A 16,848-nucleotide genomic window follows, 5' to 3' on the forward strand; every position below is an offset into this window, starting at 1 on the left:
ATATTGAATGATATGGAAAAACTAAATATATCGGATGAATTGAAACAAGAGCTTAAACTTAATAAAAATATATTTAATAATATTGTAAAGCAAAATTCAGAGTTAAATAAGGCTGATATGAATAAATCTAATGATATGCAAAATTTAGACATGATGAAGTTAAGAGAACTTTTAGATAATAATGTTAACGAAAACTTTGAAGTAATTAGTAAAACTACAGAGGATGATAATAAAAGCATAGATTTATATAACTTTGATAGTAATAGAATGGATAATCTTAATTCAAATAAGAATAGAGATGATAGCTCTGATATTTTGGAGAAACTAGCAGGAGTTAATGGAAATAAAAATGGAAATTTTGGTCAAGTAATAAATAAGAGTATTGATATGAACAAAATTAAAAATGATAATGTTAATTTAAAGCAGATAGAATCAAATGTTATGGATGATTCTATCAAAGCTATTAAACATATGAAAATAAATGACATACAAGAATTAACAATTAGATTAAGACCAAAAGAATTAGGGGATATGAACATACAATTATTAAAAGATAACGAAAGTATGAAAGCTGTTGTAACTGTTTTTAATAAAGATGTTTTTGACTCTATAAATAAAAATATAACAGATTTAAAGCAACATCTTGAACTTACAAATGTAAATATAAAAGATGTATCCGTGCAAATGCATAGTGATAATAGAAGTACATCAGATACTTTTGATAAAGCATTTGAACAACAAAATAGACAAAATAACCAAGAAAATATGAATAAGCAGGATACAAATAATAAGCGTAACAATATGGTCATAGAAGATGAAATTAAAGAAAATATTGATGATGATAGAGTAGATTTATTAGCTTAATAAGGGGGAAATACTGTATGTACGGAGTAGCAACAGCTTTAGTAGGGGCTCAAGGAAACTATAGGTCAAATAGCTTGAGCCAACTTGAAAGAAATATTAATGATATTTCTAATAAACAAGTTAGGAGTAAAGGAAATCAGACAGTAACAGATAACGGAACTCCAATTATAGGACAGGGTGACGATGCTGATAAAGACTTGTTTATGAAAATACTTGTAGCACAAATGGGTAATCAAGACCCAATGAATCCACAAGACCCAACAGAGTATGTATCACAATTAGCTCAGTTTGCAACTTTAGAAAAGATGTCAGCTATGAACGACAAGCTAGATATACTCTTAGCTTTAAGTAACTCTACTCTAATAAACTCTGCTTTGAGTATGGCGACATCGTTAATTGGTAAGCAAGTAGAAGTATCTGGAGAAGAGGAAAAAGATGAAAACATTGTAGGTGTAGTAAAGTCTACATATATAAAAGATGGAGAAGTACACTTAGAATTAAAAGTAGATGGTAGTGATAAAACTGTGGATGTTAAATATGAAAAATTACTTAAAATAGGAGAGGTGGATACAAATTCAGGAGAAGAAAATGAATCTCCAGAACCAGAATCTCCAGAACAAGAATAATATTAAATTAGAAAAGAGGTAAATTCATGATAAAAGCAATGTATTCAGGTGTAAGTGGAATGAAAGCAAATCAAACTAAACTAGATGTAATAGGTAACAATGTAGCAAATGCTGGAACTACTGCTTTTAAGAAAAGTTCAGCTAGAATAACAGATTCATTTTATCAAACTGTATTATATGCAAGTGCTCCAACAGCTGCATTAGGTGGAACAAACTTAGGACAAGTAGGTGTAGGTAGCAAGATATCAAGCATAAATAAAGATATGACACAAGGAAATGTACAACCAACTAATAGACCATCAGATTTAATGATAGATGGAGATGGGTATCTTCCAGTAGTAAGGCAAGGTACAGTTATGTATACAAGAGATGGTTCTTTTAACCTAGATACAGGATATAAAGCAGCAGCAGGACCTTTACAAGGTGTCAAAGGTGGAAGACTTGTAAATGGTGATGGATATATGTTACAAGGTGAGGTTTATACAGGTACATATAATGCTACTACTGGTGAATTTACTAAAAATCTTCCGGCACAAGGAAAAGAACCTATTGTAATACCTCTTCAAAGTATAAGCCCTAAAGATGGTACAGTTCAAAATGTACTAGAGTATAATATATCAAAGGATGGAACAGTAGAATTTCTATTAAGTGATGGGCAAAGAACTCAGTTTGTGTATGATATTCCTGACAATTCTGAAGTAGGAAAGGTACCAACTCCTGCAATAGCAACTAATGATGGAAAACTTCAAAAAGTACAAACATATGCATTCCAAAATCCAGCAGGACTAGATGCAGATGGAGGAAACTTATACAAGCCATCAGCAAACTCAGGAGACCCACAAATAGCAGGAGCTACAGGAACAATAATACAAGGAGCGATAGAAGCTTCAAATGTAGATATAGCAGAAGAATTTACAGAAATGATAATAGCAAGTAGGTCTTTCCAAGCAAACAGCAAAATAATATCTACATCAGATGAGATACTTCAAGAAATAATAAGTCTTAAGAGATAGTAGGTACATAATATGATAAGAGTAACAGATTTAAACGGAAGAAGCTACATATTAAATTCAGACCTTATAGTAAGAATTGATTCAGTTCCAGAAAGCAGAATATTACTTACAACAGGAGAAAAAAATCTTGTGAAAGAGTCTGTAGATGAAATAGTAGATAAAGTAATAAAGTATAAAAGGAAAATAAATGTAGGCTATATTAGGAGCGAAAAGTAATGAAAAAAACAGATTCACTGACATTCATTGGACTAATATTATCTACAGTATTAGTTTTGTTTGGAGCAGTAAAAGGAAGTAGTTCGGGATTAAAAAGTTTTTTTGATTTTGCATCTATATTAATCACAGTATTTGGTTCATTTGGGGCGTTGATGATTACATTTACTATTGATGATATGAAACTTATAAAAAACGCACTACAATACTCATTTAAAACAACGAGTATATCAAGATTAGACTTGTTAAATCAATTTAAAGCACTTTCTAAAAAGGCTAGAAGAGAAGGTCTTTTGTCAATAGAAAGTGATGTAATGAAAATACAAGACCCATTTATGAAAAAAGGATTAGAGTTATGTATTGATGGTCTGGAAGTAAATGAAATAAGGTCTATATTAGAATTAGAGATAGATTCTGTTGAAGATACAAATAATAGATATTCAAAGATATTTAAAACTTGGGGAACATTTGCACCTGCATTTGGAATGTTAGGGACTCTAATAGGTCTTATACAAATGCTATCTGACCTTACATCACCAGATTTGATTGCTTCTGGTATGGGAAAGGCGTTAATTACAACATTTTATGGTTCTCTACTTGCAAATATTGCTTTAAATCCAATTGCATATAACATAGATGAAAAAACGGAAAAAGAAGTTTACATAAAAGAAATGATGCTGGAAGGTATCATAAGTATACAATCTGGTGAAAGCAGTATAGTGGTTGAGGAACGTTTAGCGACGTATCTTTCAAAAAGTGAAAAATTACAGTTTATGAAATCTAATAAAAATACAGAAAGAGCAATGAGTAATGGTGCGTAAAAAGAATAAAAAAAAGGATGAGATAAATCCAGATGCATGGTTGGCCACTTATGCAGACACAATAACTCTAATTCTTACATTTTTCGTATTGTTATATGCAACATCAGTTGTAGATATGGAAAAATTTAAAAATATATCAAATGCATTAAAAGGTCAGTTTTCTGGAGTAAGTATGTTTAACACAGGTTCAAGTACAAGTGCGAAGTCTCCAATAGATAGTGGCTTAGTAGATAAAAATGATAAGTCAAATTTAGAGCAGGATTTAAAAGATAAGGTTAATAATTCTAACTTACAAAATAGTGTAACAGTTAAGGATGATAGTAGAGGGATTTTATTAGAGCTAGATGATTCAATCTTATTTGACTCTGGGATTTCGGAGTTAAAAGTTGATAGTAAAGCTACTCTCAATAAAGTATATGACATGATAAAAATGATGAAAAATAAGATAGTTATAGAAGGTCATACTGATAATGTACCTGTAAAATCAAGTACACATGAGTCCAATTGGGATTTATCTTCTAGTAGAGCAGTAAGTGTTGTAAGATACTTTGTAGAAGAAAAGGGCATGAACCCTAAACTATTTTCAGCAACAGGATGTGGAGAGTATCAACCTTTAGTTTCAAATGAAACAGCAAAAGGGAGAGCTGAGAATAGAAGAGTTAATATACTTATAACTATCGACTAGGAGGAAGAGTTTTGTTCAAAAATAAAAAAATTATTCTAATTATTTTGATACTGATTGTTTTCTCAGCAGGAGCAGGGTTTTTTATATTAGGCAAAGGTGGAAATGGACAAATTGATAAGATTATAGGTTTGTTTATTCCAACAGGAAAAGGTAAAGACGAAATAAAAACAGAAAATCTTGATTTAGAAGAAATGGTATTGAAGCTAGCTGATGAAGGTGTAAGATATTTAAAGGTATCAATAACTGTGTCTTATGATGCTTCATATAAAGATATAGAAAAAAATACACCTTTAATTAGAGATAATATTATAAATTGCCTTATGGCAAAAAGAGCAGATGATTTTGCTGCTGAAAACCTAAATAATATAAAAGATGAAATAAAAAATACTTTAAATACAAATTTAGGCGGGAATGTAATACAAAACATATATTTCACAAATATAGTAGTACAATAAAAGGATGGTAAGACATGATACTTTATTTATTAAAGATATTAATATGTATTCCAATAATTTTAATATTGATAGTCTTATCTTTAAAAATTAGCCAGGGAACTTTATTAAAAAAATACAATGATAAATATGTAAAAATACTAGACATTGTAAGCATAAATAAAAACAATAGCATAATAATTTTGAAAATAGGTGAAGAAGGATGTATTATTGCATCTTCTTCAGCTAGTATGAATAAGATAAAAGATTTGACCAAAGAGGAAATATCAAAAATAGAAGATGACATTAAAGAAAGAAATTTTAAAATCCAAGATTTTAAAATGGAAAAAATCAAAGCAAAATATGATTTCAGTAGATATATTGGAAAATTTACAAAAAAGGAAGATAAGTAAATGGAACTATTATCAAAATTACCTTTGGCTGATGTACCATATACAAGTTCAATGCAATTGTTTTTATTTCTAACTGCATTAATGTTTTTACCATTTGTAATGTTCATGATGACAAGCTTTGTTAGAATAGTCATAAGTTTATCATTTTTGAAATCAGCATTAGGAGCACAACAAGCAATTCCAAGTCAAGTTTTGGTAGGGCTTGCAATAGTATTGACAATATTTATAATGAGACCAGTATTAAATGAAATAAACGAAAAGGCATTACAACCATATATGAAAGAAGATATTACTATGGAAAAAGCTATGAAGGAAGCAGAAGTACCTATAAAAGAGTTTTTATTAAAGCAAACTAGACAAACTGACTTAGATTTATTTGTAGAACAAGCAGGGTTAAAAGAAAAAAAATTAACTCGTGAAAATATACCATTATCTGTTGTAGTTCCAGCTTTTGCTATAAGTGAACTAAAAACTGCTTTTCAAATAGGTTTTTTAATATACATACCATTTTTGATAATAGACCTTGTTGTGGCAAGTGTTTTAATGTCTATGGGGATGTTTATGTTGCCTCCAGTCATGATATCATTACCATTTAAGTTGTTGTTATTTGTAATGGTAGATGGATGGAACTTGATAGTAAAAACATTGATATTGGGATTTGGATAGGAGAAAAATAGTATGAGTGAATTTATGATAATGAGTGTTCTTAAAAATGGTATGTTTACAGGAGCTATGATTGCAGCCCCAGTACTCATTGTTTCTCTTGTAGTTGGACTTTTAATAAGTGTATTTCAAGCTACAACTCAAATCCAAGAGCAAACTTTGACATTTGTACCAAAACTAATAGCAATTCTTTTGGTAGTAGCTATTGGTGGAAGCTGGATGTTACATACTCTTATTAGTTTTACTTCTGAGATATTCAATATGATGTCTCTTATAACTAAGTAAGTAGGATACAGATGATTTTTGTATTTATTAGAATAGTAGCCTTCTTTGGAACATTGAGAATGCTATTTCCAGCTGGTACACCTGCTTTATTTAAGTCACTCTTTGCAATCATTATATCAATATTGATTTCAAGTACTATGCAAATTGAATATGTAACAAATATAGATAATATTGTAATGTTTACTTTATATGGTATAAATGAGACTATAACAGGGATTATACTTGGATATATAACGAATCTATGTTTTTATAGTATCAGAATGGCAGGTTCTATGATGGACCAACAGATGGGATTATCAATGATTAATATGTTTGACCCAAATTCAATGACTCAAACGACTCTAATCGATAATCTTATGAACTGGACAGCAATTATGATATTTTTTAGCATGGATGGTCATCATATTTTAATTCGAGGTATAAGGTATAGTTTTGAGTTAATTCCAATAGGAAAATCATTTGTAGATAATAATATAGATTATATAATAAACATATTTGTGCAGTGCTTTATAACTGGGTTCAAAATAGCAATACCTATTGTACTTTGTCTGCTTATGGCAGATTTTATCTTAGGGCTTATATCAAGAAGCGTACCCCAACTAAATGTAATGATAGTTGGTATGCCATTAAAAATATTGGTTGGGATTGCACTGTTTATCATGTCAATACCTTTAATCGTCAACCAAATAAGTCATTTATTGAGTCAAATACCAAAGATGTATGAGGGGACTTTTGCACTAGCCCCTATGTTTTTTATGGGTTCAACAGATAAGACAGAAGAAGCTACTCCAAAGAAAAAGGGAGAACAAAGAAAAAAGGGTAACATAGCAAAAAGTAGAGAGTTACCTGTTGCAATGACCCTATTTGCATTCACTTTGTTAGTCCCTACATTATTTTCATATGTAGTGGACACACTTAAATCTTCACTTAATCATTTTTTAAGCGTGAATTTTTATATGAACATAAATTATTCAAACCTAGAAAACTTAATTATAGTAGGATTAATGGATTTTTTCAAGATATTTTTGCCAATAGCTATTCCATTCTTAGTTTTAGGTGTAGTAGCTAACTTATTTCAAGTAGGAATTTTGTTTACAGGGGAGACTTTGAAACCAAATTTATCAAAATTAAATCCAATTAGTGGATTCAAAAACATGTTTTCTATGAGAAGTTTATCAACTTTAATAAAAGATACAGCGATTATATCTGTTTTAGCTTATATAGGATATAAATTCTTTCAAGATAATTATTTAGATATCTTAAAACTAGGAAACATATATCTGCCAACTTTAATGTACACAGTTAAAGACTTAGTATATTCCATATTAAGTAAAATTTGTATAGCCATGATAGTCATAGCGGTTGCAGATTATTTTTATCAAAGGTACAGTCATAAAAAGCAATTGAGAATGACAAAGCAAGAAGTTAAAGATGAATATAAAAACGCAGAAGGAGACCCAGAAATAAAAGCTAAGATAAAACAAAAACAAAGACAGATTTCATCTCAAAGGACTATGCAAGCAGTCCCAAGTGCTACCGTAATAGTAACCAATCCAACGCACTTATCTGTAGCAGTAAGATATGAAAAAGGGAAAGACCAAGCTCCCGTAGTAGTAGCAAAGGGTGCAGATTATTTAGCTTTTAAAATAAGGGAAATTGCAAAGGGAAATGACATCCCAATAATAGAAAATAAACCTATCGCTAGGTTGTTATATAAGCAAGTAGAAATAGACCAAGAAATTCCAGAGGATATGTATCAAGCTTTTGCAGAGATATTAGTAGCAGTATACAAGATTAAAAATAGATACAAAATCCCAAAAAGGTAGGATAAGTAATGAATAAGTTTAATCTAAAGGAAAATATGGACGTAATAGTGGCCTTTGGTGTCGTAGGAATTGTTCTTATGATGATAGTGCCATTACCTACATTTATATTAGATATTTTACTGGCAATTAACATAAGTTTATCTGTGCTAATTTTATTAATGACATTATTTACAACAAATGTACTTGATTTATCTATATTTCCAACAGTGTTGCTTGTAACAACATTATTTAGATTGGGATTAAATCTTTCATCAACTAGATTGATTTTAACTCAGGGATATGCAGGTGAAGTTATAGAGGCATTTGGAAGTTTTGTTGTAGGTGGAAATTATGTAGTAGGGATAATTATATTCCTAATTATATTAATTGTTCAATTTGTCGTTATAACCAATGGTTCTGGAAGAGTATCTGAAGTAACAGCTAGATTTACGTTAGATGCCATGCCAGGTAAACAGATGAGTATAGATGCAGATTTAAATGCAGGAGTTATAGATGATAAAACTGCTAGAAAGAGAAGAAAGGAACTTCAACAAGAAGCTGATTTTTATGGTTCTATGGATGGTGCAAATAAGTTTGTAAAAGGAGATGCTATAGCAGGTCTTATAGTAACAGGAATAAACATAATAGGAGGAATTGTAATAGGAGCTGTAATGCTAAACATGACTCTTATGGGTGCAGCACAAACATATGTAAGACTTACTATAGGGGATGGACTTGTAAGTCAGATACCAGCTCTATTAATATCTACATCAGCTGGTATAATCGTAACGAGAGCTTCTACTGATGAAAACTTTGGTGATTTAGTAGGTAAGCAATTAACAGCAATACCAAAAGCAGTAATGATGACTGGATGTGTTTTAATTGTACTTGGTATGATGCCTGGATTACCAAAACCAGCGTTTTTTTCACTGGGTATAGGTGCAATAGCAGCAGGTTACTTTTTAGGAAGAGAAAAGAAGGATACTTTAGAAGATTTAGAGTTTGAAAAACCTGATATGGTAAATCCAGATAAAAATGAAGTAGAAGATGTAACAAACTTAATAAATGTAGAAGCTATAGAAGTAGAAATTGGATATGGCTTAATATCTTTAGCTGATGAATCAGCAGGAGGAGATTTACTTCAGAGAATAGCATCAATAAGAAGACAATGTGCAATAGACATGGGTATAGTTGTACAACCTATAAGAATAAGGGATAATTTACAATTAAATCCAAACCAATACAATATAAAGATAAAAGGTAATGTAGTTGCTGGATATGAGATAATGCCTAATATGGTTTTATGTATGGACCCTATGAATCAAGGTTTTAATATATTTGGAATAAAGACAATTGAGCCTACTTTTGGAATAGAGGCACTTTGGATAGAAAGTGATAAAGTAGAAGATGCAGAGTTAAAAGGTTATACAGTTGTAGATTCATCCACAATACTTATAACCCATTTACTAGATATAATAAAATCCAATGCACATGAATTACTGGGAAGACAAGAAGTCAAGACTATTATAGATGCAGCAAGAGAAAATTATAGTGCTGTAGTTGATGAATTGATACCAGATTTAATGACACTTGGTGAGGTTCAAAAAGTACTTAAAAATCTGTTGAGAGAAAAAGTAAATATAAAAGATAGGGTTACAATCCTTGAAACACTTGCAGACCAGTCTCGAAATACAAAAGACATAGAGCTTCTTACTGAATATGTAAGAATAGCTTTAGCTAGAAGTATTTGTACGAATTTGGTGGATGAAGATAAGGCAATTGTAGTGGCTACATTATCTCCAGAAACTGAGGAATTGGTATCTAATAATTTACAAAGATCTGTAAATGGAACTTATCCAGCCGTTGACCCAGAAAACACAAACAAAATATTTGAGAGTATACAAGATGTAATAGGTAATGTATATTTCAATCATAATATACCAGTAATAGTAGTATCACCAAAGATAAGAGCACCATTTAGAAAACTAGTTGAGATTGTGTATCCTAATTTGACTGTACTATCATTAAATGAAATACCTAATGATGTTAAAATCAAAGCAGAAGGTGTGGTGAGCATATATGATGACGAAAAAGTATACAGCTAATACAATTCAGGATGCCATGAATCTGGCCAAAATGGAATTGGGTGACAATATTACATTAATAGATAAAAAAGAAGTAAGAAAATCTGGAATACGAGGTATTTTTTCAAAGAGAGATATCGAATTAACTGTCGGATGGGAAAAGAGAGATAATGTAGAACAAAATGACTTGAAACGAGAGGTAGAACAATTAAAGTCAATTATAAGTACTATGGGGTTCGATAATAAGAATGACAATGATATAGATAAAATATGTAAGAACCTACTAAATCTAGAGTTAAATGAAGAAATTGTAGAATCCATAAGAGCTGACTTACAAGAAATGAAGTTCAATGGAATTGACACAAGTAAAAATTTAGTGGAGAGTCTAAAGAAAAAGATTAAAATAGAAAATCCAACGATGAATGGGAAAATTGCTCTAGTTGGACCACCAGGGGTAGGTAAGACAACTACAATAGCAAAGTTAGCTGCAAAATTAGTATTTGAGGAAAATAAAAAAGTAGGTGTAATAACTATAGATACCTATAGAATTGGTGCTGTAGAGCAGCTAAAGATATATACTGACATAATGAATATTCCTTTTAAAGGAGTAATAAGCCCTGATGAGATGGAGTTGGCACTTGATGAGATGAAAGATTGTGATGTTGTATTAATAGATACTACAGGTAGAGGATATAAAAATTCTATGCAAATACTAGAAATCAAAAATCTCATAGATAAAGCTGAAACTGATAATATACACTTAGTTTTGAATTGTACAACAAGAGAAAATGATACAAAAGCAATTATAGATTCATATAGACATGTGAACTTTAAAAGCTTAATAATTACAAAGCTAGATGAAACAATCACATATGGTTCCATATTTAACATAGTGAATTATGCACAAAAACCAATATCATATATTACAATAGGACAAAATGTTCCTGATGATATTATAAAACCTAATGAAGATAAGATTATAAGATTACTATTAGGAGTTGAAAGTATATGATTGACCAAGCTCAAATCTTGAGAAAAATGGCAATAGAGAAAAGGGGACTTGATGAATTTATAGTGGAGAATGGTAATACACCTAAGATAATTACAATAGCTTCTGGTAAAGGTGGAGTTGGAAAGAGTAATCTTGCTACAAATTTGTCTATCTGCTTGACTAGGCTTAATAAAAAAGTTCTTATATTAGATGCAGATATAGGAATGTCAAATATAGATATAATAATGGGTGTAAATGTAAAAGGTACTATAATTGATGTAATTAATGGTGAAAAAAATATAGAAGATATAATTTCACGAACTAAATATGGTGTGAATATAATTTCTGGAGGTTCTGCACTTAATCATATAGAAGATTTTACAGAAGCTCAAAGAAATAAGTTTATACATAGCATAGAACAGATTCATGATGTTGATTTTATAATAATTGATACAGGAGCTGGTATGAGTAAAAGTCTATTGTCATTTATATATTGCAGTACTGAGTTTTTCTTAATAACAACTCCAGAGCCAACCGCATTGACTGATGCATATAGCTTATTAAAGGCCATAAGTAATTTTGGTATAAAGGGAAGTGCAAATATTATAATTAATAGAGTAATTAATTTAGAAGAAGCAAAATCTACATACAACAGAATAAAGGTGGTAGTAGATAAATTTTTAAACCTTAATTTAGAATTATATGGATATATAATAGATGATAAAAAAGTAGGGGTATGTGTGAAAAAGCAGATACCATTCATTCTGGAATATCCTACAAGTGGTGCTTCAAAGTGTATTATAGCTATAGCAAAAAGAATGGTAAGTAAATCAAGAGAAGAGATGGTTGATAATAAGGGCTTACTAAGGAAGATGTTTAGTATATTTAAAGGCTAAGGAGGCGTAGTTAATGAATAGAGAAGAATTAATAAAAGAGAATATGCCTCTTGTGAAGAGTATAGCAAGAAAATTTTTTATACCAGGGAAAGGCTTTGAATATCAAGATTTAGTAAATAGTGGAGTCATTGGGTTGATTGATGCAATAAATAAGTTTGATATTGAAAAAGGAGCAAAATTTTCTAGTTATTCTTATATAAAAATAAAATCAGCTATATTAGATGAAATTAGAAATCAAAGTCCAATCTCTAAGCACAATTTAACTAAAGTAAATAAATATAATAGAGTAATAGAAAAATTGCAGTCTGAATTATTAAGAGAGCCAAGTTCACATGAAATTGCAAAAGAATTAAATATTTCAGAAAAAGAACTTTATAATATTGAAAGTAATATAGACATGCTAAATATTGTATCATTAAACCATGTAATTTTTGAAGATACAAATGAAACTGTACAAGATGCAATAAGTGACAGAGAGGAAGATATCCCAGCAAATGTAATAGAGGAAGAAGAAAAACTAGAAATTTTATCTCAAGCAATTTCTAATTTAAAGGAAAAGGAAAAATTAATACTTTCACTGTACTATTATGAAGATTTAAATCTAAAGGAAATAGGAAAAGTGCTAGGTGTTTCAGAATCAAGAGTTTCACAACTCCACAGAAAATCAATAAGAAACTTGAGAAGCAAAATAAAAGAACTTAAATATTCTATATAGATGGTGATTGATGTGATGATACAAATTATATTAATAGTAGTGTCTATTTTGATAATAGTAACTATAATTGCAAATTTACATAAGGAATCAAAAAACAAAGATAACAGGTACTTTGACAAAATATTTGAACAGGAATATGAGGCAAATGATAGATTGATAGTTGCAGAAAAAAGAAGATTCTTTTTAGATAAAGTACTTGCTGAAATAAGAAGTAATAATCATATAAAAGTTTATGAAAATTATAACTTAATAAAAACCAATGAAGAAAAAAAAGAAGATATCTTTATAGAATCAAAACAGGAAATAAAACAAGAAAATGAGCTATCTCTTAAAGTGAAACATCTTATAAATTCTGGTTATGATGATGTGGAAATATGCAAGATGCTAAATATTGGAAAGGGTGAGCTGTCATTAATAAGGAGTTGTTACAAAATTTAAGAATATTATTATTTGACAAAAAAGTACTTTTAGGAATAGGAATTGGTATATTAATATCAACTTTATGCATAATGCTTTTTAGTAATAATGATATGAGCAAAGCAGAGATAGAAAAAAAGGCCAGAGCATTAGGTATGAAATATGCAAGTGAGATGAAAGTTTTAGAGTAAATAGTCTTGTTGCAAAATTTACAAAAAAGGAGGTCATAATGTGATAAGAGGATTATATACAGCAGTTTCTGCTATGATAACAAATCAACAAAAGCAAAATGTTGTTGTCAATAACCTAGCTAATATGGATACTAATGGATATAAAAGTAAACAGCTTTTAACCAAGAGTTTTGATTCATTGAAATTAGAAGCTTATAATAACTACATAAATGGAACTAAACAAAAGCAAGAGATAGGTGAAATAAGTCCAGGTGTTTCTATGGATGAAACTCTTACAAACTTTAACCAAGGTCCTATAAAACAGACTGATAATAAAATGGATGTAGCTATTCAAGGTAAGGGATTCTTTTTGGTTAGTGATGCAGCTGGGAATCAATTTTATACTAGAAATGGTAATTTTAGGACAGATAATCAAGGAGACCTTATAACTAGTGAAGGATACTATGTTCTTGGAACCAATACTGTTACTGGTGCTGTTGGTCATATAAATGTAGGAAACAAGAAATTTGAAGTAGCAAAAGATAATACAATATCACTGGACGGAAATGCTATGTACAAATTTAATATGGTAGATTTTAATGACTATAATAAGCTAAAAAAAGAAGGCGATAACCTGTATTCTGGAGAAGGAGCTATAAAAGCAAATAACTCATATACAATACAAAATGCCATAGAGTCATCTAATGTTGATATGGTATCTGAAATCAATAATATGATGACAATTTCAAGAGAATATGAAGCAAATCAAAAGATAATTCAAGCTATGGATTCTAAATTAGCAAAAATAGCAAGCGAGATTGGTTCAGTAAGATAGATAATAGGAGGTGAATTTTTATGTACACAATGTTTTATACTAGTAAAACAGCTTTATCAGCAAATCAAAGTAAACTAGATATAATATCTAACAATATAGCAAATACTGATTCCACAGGATATAAAAAGCTAAATATGGAATATTCTGATTTAGTAGACGAAGTACTAAATAGACCATCTTATCCCACAAATGGTAAAGATATATCAACTGGAACTGGTGCTAAAGCTTCAGCTCCTATGAGAAATTATGAACAAGGAGCATTAGCTCCAACAAATAGTAAAAGTGATTTGGCAATAGACGGAGAAGGATTCTTTAGAGTCATAAGAAATGATGGGACATATGCATATACAAGAAATGGTGGATTTAATGTAGATGCTTTAGGTAAGATTGTAGATGATAATGGAAATATATTAGATGTCCAATTTGATGCAGGTTATAACTACAATAATACAAATATAACTGATACAAACTTAACCGTTTCAAGAAATGGAGATTTATTTGTAGATAATAAAAAAATAGGAACGATAAATTTGTATGAGCCTACAGGAACTCAAAATTTTATATCTGAAGGAGATAGCCTATTTGTTGCAACTGATGCAGCACAAATTAAACAAGTTGCAAAAGTGGATATAGTCCAAGGTTATAGAGAAAGGTCAAATGTTTCTTTACAAGAAGAATTTGTTGATTTAATAGCTACTCAAAGAGCATTTCAAATGAATTCAAAAGGAATAAAGACAGCTGATGAAATGTGGCAAATAGCTAATAATTTAAGAGCTAAATAATTATGTAAGGTGAGGAATATTCATGTATGATATGAAAGATTATGATTTCGGCAAACCTCAGAGTTATTCAAGAGAAAATTTAACTTGTTTAAATTTTTTATTAGCTGAATTCTGTAAAAAATATAAAAACTATATAGTTTATGAACTTAAGTGTAATTCTAGTATGGTGGTTGAGAATATAGACCAAGTAAATTATCAAACTTTTTTAGATAAAGTGACATCTTCATGTTTAGTAGTACAAAATTCGATGGAACCTATTATGAAAAACTTTTCTTTTAGAATAGATAGAAGTGTAGCTGATATGTGGATTGATATAACATCTGGAGGAAATGGAGTTACAATAGATACTAACAGAGAACTTACAGAACTTGATAAGAAATTACTTTTACATCTTATGGAGGATTTAGTAAGAAATATGCATTTATTTGAAGGCTTTGAAAACATACAAGTATTAGATACACACACACATATTAATTTACCACAATTGTGTTCACCAACTGCACCTGTATGTGTTGTAGATTTAAAAGTGCTAAATGATAATAAGCATATTGGTAATGTTTCACTTTGTTTCCCATACAATGCTTTAGAGGCCGTTTTGGAAAGTATTTCTGTAGTAGAATTTTTAGATATGGAAGCAGGAGATAATTCAGAGGAATTCACTAAGAAAATCTATGATAGTGTATCTAATATAGAATTATCAGTTATTGCAGAGATCGGTAAAGTATCAATTAATGTTGAGGATTTACTTAAACTAGAAGTTGGAGATGTAATAGTAACAAATAAAAAGATAAATGATTATATAGATGTATATGTAGAAAATTCAAAATCATACACAGCAACACCAGGATTTATATCAAGTAAAAAGGGTGTTAAAATAAATGATGCTGTTAAAAAAGAGGTGTAGTCATGGATAATAGTAATCTTATTTCAGATGAAGAAGCAAAAATGTTATTGAATGATAAAAATGAAAAAGAAATTGGTGGAGATGATGAATTAGCTTTAGAAATTTCTGAAGTTAATAGAAATAATATAGAGAGAATACTTGACCTTAAGTTAGAGTTATCTGTAGTTATAGGAAGAACTAAGATGAGTTTGAGAGATATTTTAAATCTAAATAAAGGTTCTCTCATTGAACTTGATACTTTAGCAGACCAAGATGTAGAAATACTAATAGACAATAAAGTACTGGCTTATGGAAAAGTGGTAGTGGTAGACTTAAACTTTGGTGTAAAAGTAACAAGTATAGTAAGTGAAGAGGACATGGTAAAATCTCTTGTTTAAAAACAAAATTAATTAATACTTATGGCATGAGGTGGTATTTATTTTAAACTTAAATGATGTAAAGAAAGACATATTAAAACTCAATAAAAAAGACTCATGTTCTCTATATAATGAATCTATTGATAATATAAATAATAATTGTATATCAAGTGGATTAAAATTTTTAAAAGAAGCAAGAGATTTAAGACCAAAAGATGTAGATATTTTAAATCTTATAGGTCTTATAAACTTACTAAAATGTAATTTTGATGAGGCTGTAGAAAGTTTCTATAAGAGTTCACTTTGCGAAAAAACTGCTCTGTGTGAAAAGTATATAAATATGCTTACATCTGAGGAGTTTTTAATTTTCTTTGAAAAATATAATCAGCTTATAAGATTCATAAATAAAGGAATGTACAAAGAAGCTATACAAGGTTTTAAATTTATAACTGAGCAATATAGCGATTTAATAGAGCCTTATGAGTTGCTTGCTTTGATTTATGATAAAGAAGAAGAATACATAAAATTTGATGAATGTCTAGACGTTTTAAAGAAGATTGATAAAGAAAATCATTTATTAAATCAAGAAAATAATATATCAGATACATATAATAAACAAATCAAAAGTAATGCAGATGTAGGTATTTATGAGAGGGAATTTTCACATAAAAATACTAAAAACTCTAAATTTGATGAAACTAAAGATGTAGTTAAGAAAGATAATATAACTGAAAAACAGAAAAATTTAGCTTCTAATAAGAAAAAAAGTATTAAAAAAAATAAATATCTACATTTAGCAATAATATTAGGTATATTATTAATAGGACAAAATATATATAGTTCTTATAAAATGAATAATTTAAAAAATCAGATGTCTGA

At 29.5% G+C, this 16,848-nt stretch carries 21 protein-coding genes and 1 pseudogene; all 22 read left to right on the forward strand.

The window, feature by feature from the left end:
* Window positions 1–864, forward strand: an 864-nt coding sequence (locus KGF50_RS14720; RefSeq protein WP_227848746.1) for a flagellar hook-length control protein FliK, incomplete at its 5' end; no start/stop codon positions are given.
* Window positions 865–881: 17 nt separating this feature from the next.
* Complete coding sequence (locus tag KGF50_RS14725; protein WP_227848747.1) at window positions 882–1,490, forward strand: flagellar hook capping FlgD N-terminal domain-containing protein; 609 nt, start codon at window positions 882–884, stop codon at window positions 1,488–1,490.
* Between the two features lie 26 nt (window positions 1,491–1,516).
* Entirely contained in the window at window positions 1,517–2,503 is a 987-nt protein-coding gene (locus KGF50_RS14730) for a flagellar hook-basal body complex protein (protein WP_227848748.1), read from the forward strand.
* A gap of 12 nt (window positions 2,504–2,515) precedes the next feature.
* The gene (locus KGF50_RS14735; protein WP_054268815.1) at window positions 2,516–2,719 is read left to right on the forward strand and encodes a flagellar FlbD family protein; all 204 of its coding nucleotides are present in this window, start codon (window positions 2,516–2,518) and stop codon (window positions 2,717–2,719) included.
* Entirely contained in the window at window positions 2,719–3,537 is an 819-nt protein-coding gene (locus KGF50_RS14740) for a MotA/TolQ/ExbB proton channel family protein (RefSeq protein WP_227848749.1), read from the forward strand. Before KGF50_RS14735 ends, KGF50_RS14740 begins: the two co-directional genes overlap by 1 nt.
* Window positions 3,527–4,222: an OmpA family protein gene (locus KGF50_RS14745; protein ID WP_227848750.1), complete on the forward strand. Its 696-nt coding sequence runs from the start codon at window positions 3,527–3,529 to the stop codon at window positions 4,220–4,222. Before KGF50_RS14740 ends, KGF50_RS14745 begins: the two co-directional genes overlap by 11 nt.
* Window positions 4,223–4,233: 11 nt before the next feature.
* A complete protein-coding gene (fliL, locus tag KGF50_RS14750) occupies window positions 4,234–4,677 on the forward strand; it encodes a flagellar basal body-associated protein FliL (protein ID WP_227827765.1) in 444 nt (147 codons plus the stop codon).
* 14 nt (window positions 4,678–4,691) lie between these two features.
* The gene (locus KGF50_RS14755; RefSeq protein WP_227827764.1) at window positions 4,692–5,066 is read left to right on the forward strand and encodes a flagellar biosynthetic protein FliO; all 375 of its coding nucleotides are present in this window, start codon (window positions 4,692–4,694) and stop codon (window positions 5,064–5,066) included.
* Window positions 5,067–5,732, forward strand: coding sequence for a flagellar type III secretion system pore protein FliP (gene fliP, locus KGF50_RS14760; RefSeq protein WP_227434681.1), 666 nt, complete (start codon window positions 5,067–5,069; stop codon window positions 5,730–5,732).
* A gap of 12 nt (window positions 5,733–5,744) precedes the next feature.
* On the forward strand, window positions 5,745–6,014 hold the full coding sequence (fliQ, locus tag KGF50_RS14765) for a flagellar biosynthesis protein FliQ (protein ID WP_009888090.1): 270 nt from the start codon (window positions 5,745–5,747) through the stop codon (window positions 6,012–6,014).
* An 11-nt stretch (window positions 6,015–6,025) separates the two neighbouring features.
* Entirely contained in the window at window positions 6,026–7,840 is a 1,815-nt protein-coding gene (locus KGF50_RS14770) for a fused FliR family export protein/FlhB family type III secretion system protein (RefSeq protein WP_227848751.1), read from the forward strand.
* Window positions 7,841–7,848: 8 nt separating this feature from the next.
* Window positions 7,849–9,924, forward strand: a complete 2,076-nt coding sequence (gene flhA / locus KGF50_RS14775; protein WP_227848753.1) for a flagellar biosynthesis protein FlhA — start codon at window positions 7,849–7,851, stop codon at window positions 9,922–9,924.
* Window positions 9,902–10,915 carry a flagellar biosynthesis protein FlhF gene (gene flhF, locus KGF50_RS14780; protein WP_227848756.1) on the forward strand — a complete coding sequence of 338 codons (1,014 nt, stop codon included), beginning with the start codon at window positions 9,902–9,904 and terminating at the stop codon, window positions 10,913–10,915. Before flhA ends, flhF begins: the two co-directional genes overlap by 23 nt.
* A complete protein-coding gene (locus KGF50_RS14785) occupies window positions 10,912–11,790 on the forward strand; it encodes a MinD/ParA family protein (RefSeq protein ID WP_227848757.1) in 879 nt (292 codons plus the stop codon). The genes flhF and KGF50_RS14785 overlap by 4 nt, the downstream gene beginning before the upstream one ends.
* Window positions 11,791–11,803: 13 nt before the next feature.
* The gene (locus KGF50_RS14790; RefSeq protein WP_227848761.1) at window positions 11,804–12,505 is read left to right on the forward strand and encodes a FliA/WhiG family RNA polymerase sigma factor; all 702 of its coding nucleotides are present in this window, start codon (window positions 11,804–11,806) and stop codon (window positions 12,503–12,505) included.
* Window positions 12,506–12,520: 15 nt separating this feature from the next.
* Window positions 12,521–12,943, forward strand: a complete 423-nt coding sequence (locus KGF50_RS14795) for a DUF6115 domain-containing protein (RefSeq protein WP_227848762.1) — start codon at window positions 12,521–12,523, stop codon at window positions 12,941–12,943.
* Window positions 12,928–13,113, forward strand: a complete 186-nt coding sequence (locus KGF50_RS14800) for a flagellar protein (protein ID WP_227848763.1) — start codon at window positions 12,928–12,930, stop codon at window positions 13,111–13,113. The genes KGF50_RS14795 and KGF50_RS14800 overlap by 16 nt, the downstream gene beginning before the upstream one ends.
* Before the next feature lie 40 nt (window positions 13,114–13,153).
* Entirely contained in the window at window positions 13,154–13,927 is a 774-nt protein-coding gene (locus tag KGF50_RS22580) for a flagellar hook-basal body complex protein (RefSeq protein WP_227848764.1), read from the forward strand.
* A gap of 20 nt (window positions 13,928–13,947) precedes the next feature.
* Complete coding sequence (locus KGF50_RS14810; protein WP_227848769.1) at window positions 13,948–14,709, forward strand: flagellar hook-basal body complex protein; 762 nt, start codon at window positions 13,948–13,950, stop codon at window positions 14,707–14,709.
* Window positions 14,710–14,731: 22 nt separating this feature from the next.
* Entirely contained in the window at window positions 14,732–15,613 is an 882-nt protein-coding gene (locus KGF50_RS14815) for a FliM/FliN family flagellar motor switch protein (protein WP_227848771.1), read from the forward strand.
* 2 nt (window positions 15,614–15,615) lie between these two features.
* Window positions 15,616–15,990, forward strand: a complete 375-nt coding sequence (locus tag KGF50_RS14820; RefSeq protein WP_227848773.1) for a FliM/FliN family flagellar motor switch protein — start codon at window positions 15,616–15,618, stop codon at window positions 15,988–15,990.
* 31 nt (window positions 15,991–16,021) lie between these two features.
* Window positions 16,022–16,848, forward strand: a pseudogene (locus tag KGF50_RS14825) (hypothetical protein); the annotation flags it as partial.

The sequence above is a fragment of the Clostridioides sp. ZZV15-6598 genome, assembly GCF_020657705.1.
GTDB classification, from domain to species: Bacteria; Bacillota; Clostridia; order Peptostreptococcales; family Peptostreptococcaceae; genus Clostridioides; species Clostridioides difficile_F.